This is a genomic window from Saccharospirillaceae bacterium, from assembly GCA_022448365.1.
Classification (GTDB): domain Bacteria; phylum Pseudomonadota; class Gammaproteobacteria; order Pseudomonadales; family Oceanobacteraceae; genus Bacterioplanoides.
Window position 1 is genome coordinate 161,176 of the sequence record JAKVCS010000003.1, and the last position, 18,808, is coordinate 179,983.

Annotated in this window: 17 protein-coding genes; 3 read left to right on the forward strand and 14 right to left on the reverse strand. The window is 49.6% G+C overall.

The genetic code is table 11. The annotated features are described in order from the left end of the window. The first annotated feature begins 92 nt into the window (after positions 1-92). Positions 93-2,870, forward strand: coding sequence for an RNA polymerase-associated protein RapA (gene rapA / locus MK185_04365; protein MCH2039847.1), 2,778 nt, complete (start codon positions 93-95; stop codon positions 2,868-2,870). 91 nt (positions 2,871-2,961) lie between these two features. Here rapA and gorA read toward each other — a convergent pair whose 3' ends face one another. The 13 genes from gorA to MK185_04430 all read right to left on the reverse strand — a co-directional run bounded on the left by gorA (position 2,962) and on the right by MK185_04430 (position 15,229). Next, a complete protein-coding gene (gene gorA, locus MK185_04370; GenBank protein ID MCH2039848.1) occupies positions 2,962-4,320 on the reverse strand; it encodes a glutathione-disulfide reductase in 1,359 nt (452 codons plus the stop codon). 60 nt (positions 4,321-4,380) lie between these two features. Then, entirely contained in the window at positions 4,381-4,884 is a 504-nt protein-coding gene (locus MK185_04375) for a type II secretion system protein M (GenBank protein ID MCH2039849.1), read from the reverse strand. Then, positions 4,881-6,086: a type II secretion system protein GspL gene (gene gspL / locus MK185_04380; protein MCH2039850.1), complete on the reverse strand. Its 1,206-nt coding sequence runs from the start codon at positions 6,084-6,086 to the stop codon at positions 4,881-4,883. The genes MK185_04375 and gspL overlap by 4 nt, the downstream gene beginning before the upstream one ends. Positions 6,087-6,100: 14 nt before the next feature. Then, complete coding sequence (gene gspK / locus MK185_04385) at positions 6,101-7,153, reverse strand: type II secretion system minor pseudopilin GspK (GenBank protein ID MCH2039851.1); 1,053 nt, start codon at positions 7,151-7,153, stop codon at positions 6,101-6,103. Further along, positions 7,153-7,875 (reverse strand): type II secretion system minor pseudopilin GspJ, encoded by a 723-nt coding sequence (gene gspJ, locus MK185_04390; GenBank protein MCH2039852.1) that lies wholly within the window; start codon positions 7,873-7,875, stop codon positions 7,153-7,155. Before gspJ ends, gspK begins: the two co-directional genes overlap by 1 nt. Then, positions 7,875-8,246, reverse strand: a complete 372-nt coding sequence (gene gspI / locus MK185_04395; protein ID MCH2039853.1) for a type II secretion system minor pseudopilin GspI — start codon at positions 8,244-8,246, stop codon at positions 7,875-7,877. The genes gspJ and gspI overlap by 1 nt, the downstream gene beginning before the upstream one ends. Further along, complete coding sequence (gspH, locus tag MK185_04400) at positions 8,236-8,823, reverse strand: type II secretion system minor pseudopilin GspH (protein MCH2039854.1); 588 nt, start codon at positions 8,821-8,823, stop codon at positions 8,236-8,238. The genes gspI and gspH overlap by 11 nt, the downstream gene beginning before the upstream one ends. Before the next feature lie 14 nt (positions 8,824-8,837). Next, positions 8,838-9,272, reverse strand: coding sequence for a type II secretion system major pseudopilin GspG (gene gspG, locus MK185_04405; GenBank protein MCH2039855.1), 435 nt, complete (start codon positions 9,270-9,272; stop codon positions 8,838-8,840). Between the two features lie 12 nt (positions 9,273-9,284). After that, on the reverse strand, positions 9,285-10,505 hold the full coding sequence (gene gspF, locus MK185_04410) for a type II secretion system inner membrane protein GspF (GenBank protein MCH2039856.1): 1,221 nt from the start codon (positions 10,503-10,505) through the stop codon (positions 9,285-9,287). 15 nt (positions 10,506-10,520) lie between these two features. Next, positions 10,521-12,092, reverse strand: a complete 1,572-nt coding sequence (gene gspE / locus MK185_04415) for a type II secretion system ATPase GspE (protein MCH2039857.1) — start codon at positions 12,090-12,092, stop codon at positions 10,521-10,523. A 3-nt stretch (positions 12,093-12,095) separates the two neighbouring features. After that, positions 12,096-13,421, reverse strand: coding sequence for a UDP-glucose/GDP-mannose dehydrogenase family protein (locus tag MK185_04420; GenBank protein MCH2039858.1), 1,326 nt, complete (start codon positions 13,419-13,421; stop codon positions 12,096-12,098). Between the two features lie 116 nt (positions 13,422-13,537). Next, positions 13,538-14,467, reverse strand: coding sequence for an electron transfer flavoprotein subunit alpha (locus MK185_04425; GenBank protein ID MCH2039859.1), 930 nt, complete (start codon positions 14,465-14,467; stop codon positions 13,538-13,540). Positions 14,468-14,479: 12 nt separating this feature from the next. Beyond that, positions 14,480-15,229: an electron transfer flavoprotein subunit beta/FixA family protein gene (locus MK185_04430; GenBank protein MCH2039860.1), complete on the reverse strand. Its 750-nt coding sequence runs from the start codon at positions 15,227-15,229 to the stop codon at positions 14,480-14,482. Between the two features lie 341 nt (positions 15,230-15,570). Between MK185_04430 and MK185_04435 the strand changes: the two genes are divergently transcribed. Next, complete coding sequence (locus MK185_04435; protein ID MCH2039861.1) at positions 15,571-17,214, forward strand: electron transfer flavoprotein-ubiquinone oxidoreductase; 1,644 nt, start codon at positions 15,571-15,573, stop codon at positions 17,212-17,214. A gap of 227 nt (positions 17,215-17,441) precedes the next feature. Next, positions 17,442-18,158: a glutathione S-transferase N-terminal domain-containing protein gene (locus MK185_04440; GenBank protein ID MCH2039862.1), complete on the forward strand. Its 717-nt coding sequence runs from the start codon at positions 17,442-17,444 to the stop codon at positions 18,156-18,158. A 118-nt stretch (positions 18,159-18,276) separates the two neighbouring features. On the opposite strand, the gene MK185_04445 is transcribed toward MK185_04440, so the two are convergent. Next, positions 18,277-18,807: a DUF1285 domain-containing protein gene (locus MK185_04445; GenBank protein ID MCH2039863.1), complete on the reverse strand. Its 531-nt coding sequence runs from the start codon at positions 18,805-18,807 to the stop codon at positions 18,277-18,279. Position 18,808: the final 1 nt, after the last annotated feature.

Below are 18,808 nucleotides of genomic sequence, written 5' to 3' on the forward strand. Positions count from 1 at the left end.
CCTCCATGACAACTGAAACTGGGTTTTTCTGAGTGATTACGTTAGACTGCGCGCCCTTTCAAAACAGCAGTTACAGCAGGTATCAAGACACTATGTATTCAGTAGGTCAGCGTTGGATTAGTGAAGCCGAAACGGACTTAGGCCTTGGTTTAATTCAGGACGTTGATTTCAGAATGGTAACCGTCTATTTCCCGGTTATTGATGACGTCCGCACCTACTCCAAACAAAACGCCCCGCTTACGCGCGTTCGTTTCAAAGTTGGCGATATTGTCCCGCTTCAAGACGGTGGCAACATTACGATCACCGAAGTCCAGGAACAAAATGACCTCATCTTCTACGGCGATGATGAGCGCTTCGTGCCAGAGACTCACTTGAGTGGCCAGATACAACTCAACCAACCAACAGATCGCCTGTTCTCAGGTCAGATTGATAACAACAATCTGTACGAACTGCGTCAGATCGCGCTGCAACAACTGAGCAAATTGCGCAAACGTCCATTCTATGGGCTGCTGGGTGGCCGCACCTCTTTGCTGCCTCATCAGCTGTACATTGCTGAGCAAGTTACTCAGGATTCAATCCCGCGCGTGTTATTGGCCGATGAAGTTGGCCTGGGTAAAACCATTGAAGCCGGCCTGATTCTGCATCGCCTGTTACTGCAGCAACGTATTTCGCGCGTCATGATCATGGTACCGGATCACCTGCTGCACCAATGGCTGGTTGAAATGATTCGTCGCTTCAATCTGCGCTTTAGCATTGTGGATCGTGCCATGGTGGCAGAAAATCGACTGGCCGCAATGGAAGGTGAAGTCAGCAATATGTTTTCAGACAGTCAATTGTTCCTCTGCCCTTTGTCAATTGCTACCCAAACCGAAGTCGCTGCACAAATGACCTCTTCCGATTGGGATATGCTGGTCGTTGATGAAGCGCACCATTTGGAATGGAACGAAGACGGTCATGACGATGCTTACGGTCTGGTCGATCAGATTTCAACTCAGACCCCTGGCCTGCTGCTGTTAACCGCGACGCCGGAACAGCTCGGCATCAATGGGCATTATGCACGCTTGCGCCTGCTTGATCCGGAGCGTTACCCAAGTTTGCAACAGTTCCTCAAGGAGCAGCAACAATATCAACCGGTCGCCGTACTTGCATCGGCACTGGCCGGTGATGACGCACTGAATAGCGACCAGAAGATGGCGCTGGCTGAACTGCTACCCGACATGGCCGACAGTGAAGATCAAGGCAAGCAACTCGAAACACTGATCGACCGTCGCGGACCCGGCCGCGCCCTTTATCGGAATACCCGCCACGGCGTCAGTGGATTCCCAAAACGCAGTCCGAATATTGGCTATCTGCCAGTGCCCGAGTACACAGAAGCAGCGGGTAAGGATCTGGAAAGTGGCTTATTCCCGGAGCTGGGCGTCAACAACTGGAGTGACAGTGATCCACGCTGCGATTGGCTGCTCGATGTTCTGGCGGCTCAAAAAAAAGAGAAAGTGGTGCTCATCTGCCATTCTGCTCAGACTGTGCTCGATCTTGAAAAATTCCTGTGGGAAAAACACGCGACGCCGGCAGCGGTTTTCCACGAAAACATGGACCTGGTTGAGCGCGACCGTGCCGCTGCCTATTTTGCTGATCATGAACAAGGCGCACGCATCCTACTGTGTTCCGAGATCGGTAGCGAAGGTCGTAACTTCCAGTTTGCCCATCACCTGGTGCTGTTTGATTTGCCGTTTAACTGCGATTTGCTTGAGCAGCGCATCGGTCGTCTTGATCGTATTGGTCAGAAGCATGATATCCAGATTCATATCCCGGTGTTCGAAGGCCATCTCAATGGCCGGTGGGCAAGCATCCTGAACGAAGGTCTGGATGTGTTCACCCGACCCAACCCGGCGGCGCAGCCGTTACTGGAGAAGTACCGGGCTGACATCCAACAAGCCTTGCAAAGCGACACAGACCTGGGAGCATTAATCACTACCCTGGCTGTCGAGCGTGACGAGTTACTGCAAGCACTTGAAGCGGGTCGCGACCGTTTGTTAGAACTGCATTCTTGCCACCCGACGAAAGCCCGTGAACTCGGCCAGGAAATGACGATCACCCACATTGAGGACGAAGCCGAACTGAACGACTTTATCGAGCTGTTTGCTGACGCGTTCGGACTCGACCTGGTGGATTTAGGGGGTGAATGCATCACCATCGCGCCGGGTGATCACATGTTGGTTCCGGACATGCCACATCTCCCTGAAGATGGTTTTATGGCAACTACAAACCGTGACATCGCACTTTCTCGGGATGATGTGCAATTCCTCAGTTGGGAGCATCCGTTTATCGATCAGGCTCTGGAGTTAATTGTCAGCAGCCCATCCGGGAATGCGGCGGTTGGCTACATTGAAGATCATGGCCATAACACCGGTGATTGCTTTATTCAGCTGCAGTTTGTTGCTCAATGTGCCGCTCCCAAAGCGCTACAAGTCGAACGCTATCTGCCACCTAACGCCATGCACCTGATGATGACACCAAAAGGTGATTTGGTAGTGAATGAACCAGAGAGCCTGCCGGGTTTTGCCCTGCCATTGAAGAGAGGCACCGCACGCGGCCTGGTTGATCAAAAAACCGCTGAAACGCAGCCGCTGATCCACAAGTTGGAAAAGCTTGGCGCAGGACAGCTGAGTAAAATGGTGAAGCGCGCAGAAGCCAAAGCAGAGGAAGCTTTCGATGCTCGTCTGGAACGCTTACAAGCGTTATCCGTGCAGAACCCGAACATCCCTACCCAACTGGTCGATGCTGTCAAACAAGAGCGCGAACAGGTACTGACCGCGATTCGCGATTCCCAACTGATTCTCGATAGCGTACGCCTGGTATTCTGTGGCTGATCGCTGCTGAGACGAGTATGCCACGCACAAAAAAACCGGTATTCGAAATCTAAATACCGGTTTTTTTATCTGCCGCCAAGCGATATAGAAATCAGTTACGTGGCGAACGCATGGTAACAAACTCTTCTGCAGCAGTTGGATGGATACCAATCGTAGAATCAAATATCGCTTTGGTGGCCCCCGCCTTGATCGCCACCGCCAGGCCCTGCACGATCTCGCCGGCATCCGGTCCAACCATGTGGGCACCAATGATCTTATCCGTACTGGTATGAACCAGTAGCTTCATCATACTCCGTTCAGCCAACCCGCTGATGGTATGTTTCATTGGCTTGAAACTGGATTCGAACACGGTCAGATCATCGCCGTATTCAGCAACCGCTTCTTCTTCGGTTAAGCCTACCGTTGCGATATTCGGCTGACAGAACACCGCCGTTGGAATATTGCTGTAATCCATCGGTGTGTTATCACCAGAATAGAAGTTGGCAACCAGCTTCATCCCCTGCGCCAGAGCAACAGGAGTTAACGCGGGTGTTCCAATCACATCACCCAGCGCATAAATACTGGGGACGGATGTCTGGAAAAAATCATCGGTGATGATGGTGCCATTCTTTCGGGTATTGACGCCCACCTGCTCGAGATTTAAGCCGTCAGTCATCGGACGCCGACCGGTGGCATACATCACGGCATCGGTGAGCATACTGCCACCTGATTTGAGATCAACCTGAAGTTCGCCGCTATCAAGCTTCTCTATGCGTTCTATATCGGTATTGGTGAGAATATTGATGTCTTTTGCTGCAATCTGTTCTGCAGCAAAATTACGAATGCCTTCATCGAAGCCGCGCAGAACCTGATCGCCGCGGTACATTAGTGTGGTTTCTGAACCTAACCCGTTAAAGATACCAGCGAACTCAACCGCAATATAACCACCGCCGACAACCACGACCCGTTGAGGGAACTCTTCAAGATAAAACGCTTCATTCGAGGTGATCGCATGTTCGGCACCAGGAACATCTGGTTTGAATGGCCAGCCGCCGGTCGCAATCAGAATTTTATCGGCGGTGTACTCCTCCTTGCCATCAACTTCCACCGTATGGCCATCTTTCAGACTGGCAGTACCATGGATCAGAGTAACGCCGGAGTTATCCAGCAGGTTGTTATAAATACCGTTTAAACGACTGATTTCATTCGACTTATTATCTCGGAGTGTCGGCCAATCAAACGACTTCAACTCACCGTCAACACCGAAGCCTTTGGCTTCCCGGAACTTTTCAGAGTACTCAGAGGCATAAACAAACAGCTTCTTAGGTACGCAGCCGACGTTAACGCAGGTACCGCCAAGATAACGGTTTTCGACCACTGCGACCTTAACCCCTTTAGCTGCGGCCATGCGTGAGGCGCGTACTCCACCAGAACCCGCGCCAATCACCAACAATTCGAAATCGTGACTCATTATTCTATTTCCCGACAGAGTATGTACACGCCCGCCACTGCTTAGTGAGTGAGCGGGTCGTTATGGGCTAAGTGTAGCTCTCAGATCTACCCAGCCCGGATTGTCTTTTCTTTCAATGTTAATTTGACTAACAGCAATACCATTCTTTGCCTGCAGTTCTTCGAGCCAGGCAATGGCGTCATCAAAGGCGACCTTGTCTACCCAGATGCGCAGACCTTTACCATCCTGCTCATAGCGACTGAGGGTAATTCCACTGCGTCGCGCTTGCTGTGTAACCACAGACAATATCGGACCGGAAGAAGTTCCAGCACCACCGAATTTATGTGCGTTTTGAGCGATTTTATTGTAACTGGCGACCGCCCGATCCAGGCGCCCTTCCAGCGACCGCTGATCCTTAATCAACGGCGCATAAATAATTAAAAACACCAAGGCGATGGCCACAAACCAACCGACACCGCGAACGATCAACTGGTCACGGGCTGGTAATGCCTGATACCACTGAACACCTGCCTGCACCTGAGGATGACTGGACACTTGACGGGCTATTTCCTGAACCTTACTCACGCAGCACCTCCAATCTTCAACCGCCCTTTCACGCCGTCTTTATCGTTAGTGGCCGACGCCACCTCAGCAACCAACCCCTCTTGCTCAAGCGCCTGCTTCAGCATCTGAAGTTCACTAAGGCTGGACGCTTTAACCTCCACAACCAGTTCATTCAGGCGATCGTTAAAACGGATAGACTGCAAATGAACCGACTTCTGTAGGCCTTTTGCGGCATAGACTCGAGAGGTGGTGTGAATTAAGGAAATAAAGCCGGCGCCGGAATCGCTGCTACCGCCGGACAAGTGCTCGCGGAACTGACGATCAAGATTACGAATCCGCTCTCCTGGAAACAATTGCTTATAAAGCGCCACGCTCGCTTGGCGAACCTGCTTTTCTTTTTCCGCCAGCATTTTGTTATCGATATACAAATATACAGTGGAAACAACCAGCCATACCGCAGCGATTGCGCCCAGAGGACGCCACCAGGCCGCAGGCTTATCTTCCTTAACTTCGCGTACTACAAACTCACCCACTAACAGATTAACCAGCTTACTTTCCAGTGCTGAGACAATTTGACCCTTGCCGTCAGTGGCTGTCACGTCAATGGTTTCAAAACTGTCGCCGTACCCGGTTTCCAGTGAGGTTTTTAGCAGCTGCGCCTGGTCAAGTGCCGACGCCCATACTGACATTTGTTCTGTCTGAAATTCATCCAGGATATGCTCAAGTACCGGAGTCAGTGCCACATCATGCACCCAGCCTTCGAAATGCCCGGGCAACATAACTTGCCAGCCTTCGCCACTGCGGCGCATCAGATTCTGAGCGGGCAATAACTGAGTCTCGGGAATTAACTCGCGCACCTGGACGTGGTGAAGCTCACACTCCTGAATCAGACGCTCGATTAACTCTCTAGCCACAACGTAGGCGCGCACTTTTTTGTTGTGCTTGCCCGCTGGGACGATCAGGTAGTTTTCGACATCGTCAATCAAAGACTCTTCCAGCGCAAATGGCAACGCTTTCGCCAGATTACGATTGTTAACGCCGGGCATGGATAACCAGTGCGTCGAATAATTCTCAGCACTCAACACCAGACGAACCTGAGTAAGATCCGGCAGCTCGTCAGCCCATTTATCAAGGGCGACTCCCTGCTCAGTGAGATTGTCGTTTATGTCACCGATCAGCCATTGTCCGCTATGGGACTGCCAGTGAACTTTTTTTGTTTCCATGATGTTGTCTCTGGTTAGCTTGAGCCAGTCTGATACTGGCTAGTATTGCTATTTTGTTGCCCAGGAACTTGCGCCTTGGGTTTTTGTTCGCGTCGTGAATAGTCCCGGTAAACGATACTCGTACGACCATCACCTTTATCGCGCTTAATTAAAATTTCGCTGGTTGCGTAACGCTCAGCCAGATCCGCCCTGGCAAATAATTCAAAATATTCAGTTAGAATGGCAAAGTCACCCTTCTGCCACTTGGCTTCAGCCTGGTTGTTATCATTGCCGGTATTTTGTGGCTCAGTATATCGCTTGAGAATATCCTGATTCCAGAAATCATCGAGGCTGGCAAAACCGTCTTTGCCGCGGCTGCTAACCAGCGATTCGCCGTCCTGAAGTGTCAACTCATTACCAAGAGAAGCAAGCACTGCCGCACTGGCTGTATTAACGTTAAGTTGAACCTCAATCGGCAAACAGGTGATGTATGGGAGTAGTTTCTGGTAGGCCTCTGCTGAAAACTCTTCAACCAACAACAGCTCTGATGTGTGGCTACAACCCTGATACGCAGCACGATACGCCGGTTCGAGCGCCTCATAAACATTATCAACCTGCGACTCTTTGTCCATCCAGCGGCTGACACTGCTGGCTAATTGAGCATCCAGCCCTATCAACTTAAGCAGGTTACTGAAACGTTGCTGCTGGACCGCCTTATTCGCAGAATCAGGCGACAAGCTGTTCAAATTAAATCGACCCTGAGCATCGATTATGTATCCTGTTATCTTACCGTCACCTATTGGATATGGGCCATGGATACCGGTTTTGTTTTGCCCTAAGCCATTCCATTGATCATTTAGCGTGTCTTTCGTTTTGTCGTCTTTCCAGTCTTCGTATAAAACCACACGAATTGCTTCTTCAGCGGCGTATGTCAGTGCACGTGACTGTTGAAAGGTAAACATATTAGCGCTTCGCTGAACATCGGTAGCCTGACGATCAATGATATTGGTTGCCAGCAAGGTTACGATGGCAAACACCAATAACACCGTAATTAACGCCAACCCTTGTTGCTTACGATAACCAGGCATTAGATTCCCCCGCCATGTGCGATTAGCCAGGTACGTTCAATATCCCCCAGTCGGGGCAATTCAAAACGCCAGCGTACAGCCCTCGGCACTTCTTGCCCTTGACCTGCGGTTTGCAGTGCAGGCCAGGCTGAGTACCAGTCTCTGCCATCCACTTTCACTGACTGATCCTGTTGCTGGCTTAATTTTTCAACCAGCAGATCGATTTCTAAAGACTCAATTTGCTCCAACACAACCTGTGATACTGGCTCGGAATCGGTCGAACGGTCCAGCACTCTCCAGAAATAGCGCACCAGACAATCACCTTCTGGCTCTGCAACTCCCCACTTCAGCAACCGTTCCCGAGCTGGCTTACAGACATCATTATCCATCGACTCCATACGGTATGCGACGCGTTGCAACGTAGAGCGTGGATCTTTTGCTATGGGAGAATTACGCCATCCAGCTCGGGTAAATTCTATAGGATAGTCACCATTTTCTAGTATCAGGGCGGATTGGGAATCGCCGTACTGATCCCTGATGGAACGATTAATAAACTGCTCGATATCACGACTCAGCACTTGATTAAACCGTTGCAGACTTGTGAGCTGCTCAGAAGTTATTTCTGTGGAGCTTTTCGTATCGATGACGCTGCGTAGCAATTGACTGGCACCAACACCCAGCATTGCAGTAATTGCAACAGCAACCAACACCTCCAGTAGCGTAAAACCGCGGGAATGATGCATCAATACTTCCCCCGATAAGCTTCAAGAGTAATCAGATTGGCATCCTTCTCCTGAGCATTGGCTACTGAAATGGTGATTTTTCTCAGACTGGCCTGTTCCATATTCTCGATCTTGGTGTTCACTCGCCATTCGCGATTGGCCATATCAATAACATCGTTGGAATTTGTAACATTAGGAAATGGACCCAGGCGAATTTCAGCCAGCTTATTTTCTGCAACGAAGGCGGCCAGCGTTTTCTCCTGCAGATACAACAGATTGTTGACACTTTGACTGGTGGTTTGACTGATGGTGGTAGCAATGACGGCAAATACCGTAACAGCGATCATCACTTCCAGTAGCGTAAAACCTTTCGATCGCTGATTAACCTTCATAACGCTCCACTTCAGTAAATAATGCACTGAAACCGTCGCCTTTTAATCGCACGACAAAGTTGTTGTCACTCTTGTGGCTGAGCTCAAGGCGGAAAGGCGTGTATTCGTCTGAGGAGAGAAATAGGAGTGCGGGTTTTGGCCCAACTTTATCATCGACCAGCTCGTCGAAATCAATCTTTTCGTCTTCAACGTACAGCACCATCTCAACTTCTTTCGGTGCTTCGAGGCTGGTTTTTAGCGTACCCTCACCATGTGATTGCCAGGGGTTTTTTTCGACTTTTGCACGCTCTTTAGCGTCTAGGTTTATGACTCTTTCGCTGTGAATATCGTTATAAGACAGCAACAACAACTCCTGGGATGTCATTGCTAATCCTAAGTCTACATTCTGAAAAACCGCATCTTCACGATACGCTTCCAGCAATACAGTAAGTTGACGGGCAAACTGCTTGGTTTCGTCCTCAGCCGGATTGCTACTGGCAGTGAGCGTTGCCATCGACATTAACCCGCCAATGATCGCCAACACAACCAACACTTCCAGCAGGGTAAACCCCTGCTGCTTGCGATTAACCGTCATCATGAAAATATCAGCGACTACTCGTTGCTACTGATATCCGCACCATCTTCTTCGCCACCTTCCACGCCGTCAGCACCCATGGATACGATTTCGTATTTGTTGGCTTTTTCACGGTAGTAGATGAACTCATTACCCCAGGCATCCGTTGGCACGCTGCTGCCCTTCATATAACCGCCGGACTTGTAGTTCTTTGGCTCGGGCGAGCTGCTTGGCTTAGTAATCAGCGCTTCCAGGCCTTGCTCCGTCGTCGGATATTGGTAGTTGTCCAGCTTGTACAGGTCAAGCGCGCTTTCAATCAGCTTCATCTGGCTCTTGGTGGTTTTGATGTTGGCTTCACTGGCAGAGCCGAGAATATTAGCACCCACCAGGGCCATAATACCGCCAATAATTGCCAGTACGACCATCACCTCTAACAGGGTAAAACCTTTAACTTTTTGTGCATTAACTTGCATTGTTGTTTGCTCCTACTGAACCATTTGTTGCAATTCGAGAATGGGTAACATGATTGCGGCAACGATTAAGGCCACAATCGCGCCCATGGATAACAGCATCATGGGCTCAAAAATTTTAACCAACGCGGATACGGTATTTTCCAGCGTGGTTTCCTGCTGCTGTGCAGTGCGTGCCAGCATTGAGTCGAGCTCGCCACTGTTCTCACCACTGGCAATCATATGCAGCATGATGGGGGAAAAATGACCGGTATCCCCCAGAGCCTGATGCAAACTGCCCCCTTCGCTGACCGCCACGGTTGCTTCCATTAAACCCGCCTGTATCGGTAAGTTAGTCACCACCTGACTGGCAATACGCATCGCCTCGACCAAGGGAACACCACTGGATGTAAGAATCGCCAGTGTACTGCCAAATCGCGCAGTATTGGCGTCACGTACGAAACCACCCAAACCGGGGATTGTCAGCACAAAACGATGAAATTTCCGCCGAAAACCTTCTTTCTTCAACGCCCGATTAAACAGGATTAACCCCGCAATCGTGGCGCCAAGAATATAAAGGCCGAAGTTGCTGATCAGGTGACTGATATTCAGCATGAACTGGGTTAAACCAGGCAGCTCCTGACCGTTTTTAATAAATACTTCAACGATATCCGGCACAACATAGGTCAGCAGGCCAACCACGATACCTATTGCGACAATAGTGAGGATGATCGGATACATGGCGGCCAGCTTAATCTTTTGATCAGACTCCTGACGAGACTCCGTATAATCCGCCAGGCGATTTAAAACGCCATCCAGGTGACCGGCATGCTCACCGGCAGCGACGGTTGAGCGATATAAATGGGGAAATGCCCGAGGATACTCTTCAAGCGCTTTTGCCAGCGTGTAACCCTCCAGCACTTTGGAGCGAATCGCCAAAATCATCGCTTTGATTTTTTGTTTGCCGGTCTGTTCAGATAACGCCCGCAGCGATTCATCGATTGGTAGCCCTGCAGCAATCAGGGTCGCAAGCTGGCGAGTGATCAGTGCCAGCTCTGGTACAGACAGAGAGGGTCCACGATTAAAGAAACCGACACCATCGTCGCCTTTTTGTTTGTTGGTTGTCGCTTCCACAGACAGCGGCATCCAGCCTTTATCGCGCAATTGCTGACGAATCTGGCGTGCACTGTCAGCTTCGAGCACCCCTTTTTGCTGTTTGCCTTTGGCATCCAGCGCCTGATATTCAAAAGCAGCCATGTTCTAATCCTTGTATCAGCCCTTGGCTACCCGTAAGAGTTCTTCAATGGTGGTACTGCCTGCCAGGACTTTTCGAATACCATCCTGGCGAATACTCGGACCAGAGGCACGCGCATGCTCTTCAAGCTCTTGCTCCCCGGCCTTATCATGAACCAGAGTTTTCATTTGCTCATCGACTTCGATGATTTCATAAATACCCTGGCGTCCGCGATAACCCAACTGGTTACATTTATCACACCCTTTCGCATGGTAAATGACTGGCGGGTTATTCGGGTCTGCACCCAATACTTCACATTCAGAAGCATCAGCCGGTGCCGCTGTTTTACAATCGTCGCACAACACACGCACCAAGCGCTGAGCAATCACACCCACCATCGAAGATGACAGCAGAAACGGCTCGACCCCCATATCCTGTAATCGAGTAATTGCACCCACGGCGGTATTGGTGTGCAACGTTGATAACACTAAGTGACCGGTTAGCGATGCCTGAATCGCAATCTCTACGGTTTCAAGGTCACGAATCTCACCAATCATCACGACATCCGGGTCCTGACGCAGAATAGCACGCAGTCCTTTGGCAAAGGTCATATCAACTTTGGTGTTCACCTGGGTCTGACCAATTCCAGGCAAGCTGTATTCCACCGGGTCTTCTACCGTAAGAATATTTCGACTGGTTTCATTAAGGTCTGACAGGGCGCCGTAGAGCGTTGTGGTTTTACCGGAGCCGGTTGGGCCTGTGACAAGAATAATGCCGTGAGGTTTCGATATTATGTTGCGTAATGTGCGCAAATCACGGTCAGCCAGACCCAGCTGAGCCAGGCCTAATCGACCAGCCTGCTTATCCAGTAAGCGCATTACGATACGCTCACCGTGCTGTGATGGCATAGTGGACACCCGAACATCCACCTCACGCCCGCCGATACGCAAAGCGATTCGACCATCCTGAGGGACACGCTTTTCGGCGATATCCAGTTTCGCCATAACCTTAATACGTGACACCAGCAAAGCCGCCAGCGCACGTTTCGGCTGCACGACTTCACGCAGCACACCATCGACCCGAAACCGCACTACAAGGCGTTTCTCGTAGGTTTCGACATGAATATCCGAGGCACTCTCCTTTACCGCCTCTGTCAACAGGGCATTAATCAAACGAATGATCGGAGCATCGCCTTCCTGCTCAAGCAGGTCTTCGGTCTCCGGAACAGAATTGGCCAAGCTGGCCAGATCCATTTCATCGCCCAGACCTTCGACCATTTCCATCGCCTCAGAACTGTCACTCTGGTATGCAAGGCCAAGGCGGCGATCAAACTCATCATCACTGACGACTTCAAGACGAAATGGTGCAGCCAGAAAACGCTGAACTTCCATGATCACGTCTGCACGAATGCCTTCTTTATGAAACACAATCAACTGATCGGTGGAGCCTTCGACAAGCACACCAAAACGCTTGGCAAAGCCAAACGGAATGCGTGTACTGATGTGTGTACTCTGGGAAGATATTGGCTCATTTGACAAACCTTCCGTTTCAGAAGGTTCCGGAGTCATAACTTGTGGATGATCCAGCTCACTGGTTACTGCGCCTGTCATGTTCTACCCTAACTGGTCGCGGCCAATGCCGCTGTAGTCGAAGCCCTGAGCTTTGAGGCTGTATGGATCGTACTGATTACGCCCATCAATGATTACAGGGTGCTTCAAAAGTTTCTTGATTGCATTGAAGTCCGGCTGACGGAAGGGTTTCCACTCAGTCACCAATACCATGGCGTCAGCATCGGCCAACGCGTCATACTGATGCTCGCACAAAACAAGGCGCTGTTCACTGAAAACTGTGTCAGGAAAGTGCAGTTTTGCTGCACTCATTGCCACTGGATCATAGGCACGTATCTTAGCGCCGACAGCCAGTAAACTGTTGATCAGTTCGATCGAGCTTGCACCGCGCATGTCGTCGGTACCAGGCTTGAACGCAAGCCCCCAAATGCCGATTGTTCGCCCTGTCATATCAGCACCAAACCGCTGCCTGAGCTTCTCGAAAAGGCGTTGTTTTTGCTGAGCATTGCGGAGTTCAATGCTGTTCAGAATGCCCGTATCACAGCCATTCTCCGATCCCATATTCACCAGGGTTTGTACATCCTGCGGGACAAATGAACCACCGTAGCCACAACCAGGGTAAATATAGGAATAACCGATGCGACTGTCGGAGCCGATACCTTTACGAACCTGTTCGACATCAACGCCAACGCTCTCAGCAAGATTGGCAATTTCATTCATGAAGGATATCTTAGTAGCCAGCATGGCACTGGCAGCAAACTTGGTCATTTCAGCATCACGCACGCCCATGAACATGAGCTTGTCATGATTACGTGAAAAACTCTGATAAAGTTCAGCGACCGCATTTCGGGCGCGCTGGTTATTCACCCCTACGATAATGCGATCAGGTCGCATAAAGTCGTCAATAGCAACGCCTTCCTTCAGAAATTCAGGATTAGACACCACATCAAAATCAACTTCCAGGCCTTTGTCTGCCAATACTGTCTCGATTACCCGATGGATCTCGTCAGTCGTACCAATGGCTGAAGTTGATTTATTAACAATCAGGGAGTAGCGGCCAAGCACATCAGCAACAGACGCAGCACAGCGAAGCAAGTCATCCAGATGATTTTCATTGGTTGAGGCATCAAGCGCGATAATATAAACATCGGAGTTTTCAGCCAGAGAGCTGGCGAAGGATAAGCGCCCTGCTTTGCTGTTGTTCTGAAGCATCGCATCCAGACCTGGTTCGAATACCGGTAGCTGGCCAGAGCGAAGACCAGAGATAATTTTTTCATCAGCATCGACACAAGTTACGGCGTTTCCCATTTCCGCAAAACAGGCACTTGTGACCAAACCAACATAGCCGGTTCCTACGACTGTGATATTCAAGAAATTTTCCTTCGGTCAGAGCAATTAAACGAGTACGTTACCCTATTACCAAAAAATGACAACTCGATGACATAAAAAAACCCGGCTGCTGCCGGGTTTTCTATAAGCTACTGATATTACAGAGCATTTTCCAGTTCTGGAACTGCTTCGAACAAGTCAGCAACAAGACCGTAATCAGCTACCTGGAAGATAGGAGCTTCTTCATCTTTGTTAACCGCAACAATGACTTTAGAGTCCTTCATACCTGCCAAATGCTGAATGGCACCTGAAATACCAACAGCAACATACAGCCCTGGCGCGACGATTTTACCGGTTTGACCAACCTGCATATCATTAGGAACGAAGCCAGCATCAACTGCTGCACGAGAAGCACCAACAGCTGCACCCAGCTTGTCTGCAACTTTGTACAGCATTTCGAAGTTGTCGCCGTTTTGCATGCCACGACCACCAGAGATAACAACATCAGCAGCCGTCAGGTCTGGACGATCAGACTTAGCCAGCTCTTCACCAGCGAAAGCAGAAATGCCAGCATCTTTTGCAACATCTACCGCTTCAACAGCAGCAGAACCGCCTTCGGCAGCTGCTGCATCAAAAGCAGTGCCACGAACGGTCATCACTTTGATGCCGTCAGAAGACTTAACAGTGGCAATTGCGTTACCTGCATAAATTGGACGAGAGAAAGTATCTGCAGACTCAACACCAATCACTTCAGACAGCATATTTACGTCCAGTAAAGCTGCAACGCGTGGAAGGAAATCCTTACCGGTCGTTGTTGCTGCAGCCAGAATATGGCTATAGCCTTTACCCAGCTCAGCAACAAGCTCACCCATGTTCTCAGCCAGCTGGTACTCGTAAGCTGCATTGTCAGCAACCAGTACTTTAGCTACGCCATCAACTTTTGCAGCGGCTTCAGCGGCAGCGCCACAGCCAGAACCTGCAACCAATACCTCAACGTCGCCACCGATTGCCTTAGCAGCAGTGATGGTATTCAGGGTTGCAGCACCCAAAGCAGCGTTGTTGTGCTCAGCGATTACTAAGATAGTCATTACATAGCCTCCTTAAAGCACTTTTGCATCGTTTTTCAATTTGTCGACCAATTCGGCAACGTCAGCAACCTTGATGCCAGCAGAACGCTCAGCGGGAGGTGCAACTTTAACCAAGGCCAGGGTAGAGGCGACTTCAACACCCAGATCTGCCGGAGAAGTCATGTCCAGAGGCTTGCGCTTGGCTTTCATGATGTTAGGCAGCGAAGCATAACGAGGTTCATTCAAACGCAGATCGGTAGTAACAATTGCTGGCAAGTTCAAAGCAACGGTACGCAGACCGCCGTCGATCTCACGAGTAACGTTTACTTTGTCGCCGTCAACAGCAACTTCTGAAGCGAAAGTCCCCTGTGGCATGCCTGTCAGCGCACCCAGCATCTGACCAGTCTGGTTATTATCGCTATCGATGGTTTGCTTACCCATCAGAACGATTTGTGGCTGTTCTTTTTCCACAACCGCTTTCAGCAGTTTGGCGACAGACAGAGATTCCAGCTTTTCTTCAGTTTCAACCAGAATACCGCGATCAGCACCCAGAGCCAGAGCAGTACGAATTTGCTCCTGAGCGACTTTAGGACCGATAGAAACAACCACAACTTCGGAAGCAACACCCTTCTCTTTCAGGCGAACAGCTTCTTCAACTGCGATCTCACAGAATGGGTTCATAGCCATTTTGACGTTGGTCAGGTCAACATCAGAATTATCAGGCTTTACGCGTACTTTTACGTTGTAATCGATTACGCGTTTAACAGCGACAAGAACCTTCATAGATTCCTCGTAATTATCTTGGTGGATGAATAAAGAGGCCGATGCCACACCATAAGATGAAACCGGAATTGCCCCTTTCCAGCGCTCCACATTATTGGGATGTTTGACGTAAGCGTCAATAGCATGTCCGATTTCCACGCTTTTCTCGCCTGAAACAGGCAACTTTGGGACAATTCCCCCGTTAAATCAGTTGCTTGGTAAAAACACCAACGTATAATGTAAAAATTCAAACGCCCGTTTGATGTTTACAGTCAAGTATACTAATGGGCTAATATAAAAGTGTTACACCGAACACATGAACAGCACCGTGAGCTGTTCCGTTTGAGCTTGAGGAGAAGACCATGCAACGTGAAGTTATGGAATACGACGTAGTTATCGTCGGCGGCGGTCCTGCCGGCCTGTCTACTGCAATCCGAATCAAGCAGCTGGCCGAAGAAGCCGGAGAAGAAATTGCAGTTTGTCTGGTAGAGAAAGGTTCTGAGGTTGGCGCACACATCCTGTCTGGCGCAGTAATCGAAGATCGTGCTCTGGCCGAGTTATTCCCTGATTGGAAAGAGCTGGGTGCGCCGCTGAACACACCTGTTAAAGGTGATGAAGTTTACTTCCTGACCAGTGAAGAGAAAGCTACAAAAGCTCCACACTGGGCAATCCCAAAACCAATGCACAACGATGGCAACTACATCGTATCACTGGGTAATGTTGCCCGCTGGCTGGGTGAACAAGCAGAAAACCTGGGAGTGGAGATCTATCCGGGCTTCCCTGCAGCCGAATACATTGTTGAAGACGGCGTTGTTAAAGGCATCGTGACCGGCGACATGGGCATCAGCGAAGAAGGCGAGCAAAAAGACAGTTACATGCCAGGTATGGAGCTGCGAGCCAAGTACACTATTTTTGCAGAAGGCTGTCGAGGCCACTTGGGTAAGCAACTGATCTCTGAGTTCAAGCTGGATGAAGGCAAAGATCCGCAGCATTACGGCATCGGAATCAAGGAGCTTTGGGACATCAACCCAGAGCTGCATGAAGAAGGCCTGGTATTGCACGGTGCTGGCTGGCCTCTGAGCGAATCAGGGTCTTCTGGCGGCTTCTTCCTGTATCACGCTGAAAATAATCAGGTGGTTGTTGGTCTTATTACCGATTTGTCTTACGACAACCCGCACCTAAGCCCGTTTGATGAATTCCAGCGGATGAAACACCATCCAGTAATCAAGAAATACCTCGAAGGTGGCAAGCGCGTATCCTACGGCGCACGTGCAATCACTAAAGGTGGCTTAAACTGCTTGCCTAAGATGACCTTCCCGGGTGGTCTTGTTGTCGGTTGTGATGCTGGCACGCTGAATTTCGCTAAAATCAAGGGAACTCACACAGCCATGAAGAGCGGCATTGTTGCCGCAGAGCAGGTTGTTGCGGCAATGAAAGCGGGCCGCGCTAACGATGAAATTGTTGAATTTACCCAAGCGTTTGAAGACAGCTGGGCATGGCAAGAGCTGCATCGTAGTCGTAATTTCGGCCCGGCAATGCACAAATTCGGCACCTTCTTAGGTGGTGCTTTTAATTTCGTTGATCAAAACCTCTTCCCTCTTCCGGTTACCCTGCATGACACTACGCCAGATCATGCAACGCTCAAGCCAGCGTCGGAGTGCAAAACGATCGACTATCCTAAGCCGGATGGCGTCATCAGCTTCGCCAAACTGGATTCGGTCTTCATTGGCAATGTGAACCATGCTGAGGATCAGTTATGCCATCTTCGTTTAAAAGACAGCAGCATTCCGCTAGGTATAAACCTTGAGAAATGGCATGAGCCGGCCCAGCGTTACTGCCCTGCCGGTGTATATGAAATCGTTGAAGATGAAGACAAAGGTCAGCGCTTCCAGATCAACTCGCAGAACTGCGTACACTGCAAGACGTGCGACATTAAAGATCCATCTCAAAATATAACCTGGGTAACTCCAGAGGGCGGCGGTGGTCCAAACTACCCGAATATGTAAACCGCTCGAGTCATGACAATGGCGGCGTTTCTGAAAAGAAGCGCCGCTTTTTTTTTGCAAATTTTTAGGCGGTATAGGCTTACCACTTCAATAACAGTGCCTTAAAAAGCCGATCTGAACCATCAGATTTATCAGAAAGAATCGTTCTATTTTTGGCAATTGAGCATCCAGTCCAAAAAACTCACTATAAGCCCTGTTAAACAATTATCATTTAACTGGAATCTTTTATGAGTATTCAGCAAGACTATTTATCCGTATGCGACTACCCAATCAGTCGGCGCTGGCCAGCCAAAAACCCAGATATCATCCAGCTGTATTCTTATCCCACTCCGAACGGAGTGAAAATATCGATTGCATTGGAAGAAATGGGCCTTGATTACGAACCACACAGGGTCGGACTTAACGACGCAGATGTGAAAAGTCCGGAATTTTTATCACTCAACCCAAACAATAAAATCCCAGCCATCATCGACCCAGCCGGCCCAAATGGTAAGCCCATAGGCCTGTTCGAGTCAGGCGCAATCCTGCTCTACCTGGCAGAAAAAACTGGAAAGCTACTGGGTGACAGTCTCGCCGAGAGAGCAAAGATAACCCAGTGGCTGATGTTTCAGATGGGAGGCCTAGGACCGATGACTGGTCAGCTGGGCTACTTTCATGCATTTGCCGGCAAGGGCATTGAGGACCCCCGCCCACGCGAGCGGTATTACAACGAAGTGAAGCGCTTGCTAAACGTGGTCGATCAACAAGTCGCCGATCAGGATTGGATTTCGGGCAACTTTTCTATATCTGACATCGCAATCGGACCCTGGTTACAAACCATTCCAAAATTTTATAAAGCAGAAAAGGAGGTTGAACTGGCAACATTTAAGAACGTTCAAGCTTACATTGAGCGCTTTGCGGCGCGACCTGCTGTTATTAAAGGGTGGAATATTCCTGGGGCATAAAAACAATAGCGACATAAGACACTGCAACAGAAGCTTTTACTAAAACTGAGGCGGTGCTAGACAACGCTTTAACTGCAGCAGACTACCCAGTCAGTCACGCTGGATTACTGCTGCAGAATCAGCCCACCTTAAACTCAACTCCCGCCGAGCGAATAACAAATTCTGAAGCTGCATCTTCTGATGGCTTCTCTTCGGCCAATCCTGCTAAATCATAAAAGGCATTTCTGGAAAATCGCGCCTTTAAGCCGTTACGGACATCAATTTCGGGAAGCAACTCTCCGTCTAATTCAGATAATTTTAGCGGGTGTTGACTGCTGATTATTAATAAATCACCGGTATTTGTAATCGCGTCAATATGATCAGGCTTCGGATCAATCATTGTGATCATAAACGGGTGGTCCTCAACCTGTATCCGCCATTTCTCTACCGGCGTCAGAATAAAAAAATCCTCTCCTTCTTTACGCAAAATACTGGCAAATAAGCGCACCAGCCTTTCACGCTGAATTTTGACACCTTCATGCCACCATGAGCCGTCTTTGCGAATAACCATATCCATATCACCGCTTAATGCCGGCTGCCACTTTTCCATTGGCGGCAACTGGTTACTGTCCTTAAGACCAATTTGCTGTTCAAGATTAGATAGTTTCATA

Bases quoted from the DNA above. Each gene is read 5' to 3' on its own strand.
- rapA (MCH2039847.1), top strand. From the start codon at position 93: ATGTATTCAGTAGGTCAGCGTTGGATTAGTGAAGCCGAAACGGACTTA.
- gorA (MCH2039848.1), bottom strand. From the start codon at position 4,320: ATGAGTCACGATTTCGAATTGTTGGTGATTGGCGCGGGTTCTGGTGGA.
- gspL (MCH2039850.1), bottom strand. From the start codon at position 6,086: ATGGAAACAAAAAAAGTTCACTGGCAGTCCCATAGCGGACAATGGCTG.
- gspK (MCH2039851.1), bottom strand. From the start codon at position 7,153: ATGCCTGGTTATCGTAAGCAACAAGGGTTGGCGTTAATTACGGTGTTA.
- gspJ (MCH2039852.1), bottom strand. From the start codon at position 7,875: ATGCATCATTCCCGCGGTTTTACGCTACTGGAGGTGTTGGTTGCTGTT.
- gspI (MCH2039853.1), bottom strand. From the start codon at position 8,246: ATGAAGGTTAATCAGCGATCGAAAGGTTTTACGCTACTGGAAGTGATG.
- gspH (MCH2039854.1), bottom strand. From the start codon at position 8,823: ATGATGACGGTTAATCGCAAGCAGCAGGGGTTTACCCTGCTGGAAGTG.
- gspG (MCH2039855.1), bottom strand. From the start codon at position 9,272: ATGCAAGTTAATGCACAAAAAGTTAAAGGTTTTACCCTGTTAGAGGTG.
- gspF (MCH2039856.1), bottom strand. From the start codon at position 10,505: ATGGCTGCTTTTGAATATCAGGCGCTGGATGCCAAAGGCAAACAGCAA.
- gspE (MCH2039857.1), bottom strand. From the start codon at position 12,092: ATGACAGGCGCAGTAACCAGTGAGCTGGATCATCCACAAGTTATGACT.
- MK185_04425 (MCH2039859.1), bottom strand. From the start codon at position 14,467: ATGACTATCTTAGTAATCGCTGAGCACAACAACGCTGCTTTGGGTGCT.
- MK185_04430 (MCH2039860.1), bottom strand. From the start codon at position 15,229: ATGAAGGTTCTTGTCGCTGTTAAACGCGTAATCGATTACAACGTAAAA.
- MK185_04435 (MCH2039861.1), top strand. From the start codon at position 15,571: ATGCAACGTGAAGTTATGGAATACGACGTAGTTATCGTCGGCGGCGGT.
- MK185_04440 (MCH2039862.1), top strand. From the start codon at position 17,442: ATGAGTATTCAGCAAGACTATTTATCCGTATGCGACTACCCAATCAGT.
- MK185_04445 (MCH2039863.1), bottom strand. From the start codon at position 18,807: ATGAAACTATCTAATCTTGAACAGCAAATTGGTCTTAAGGACAGTAAC.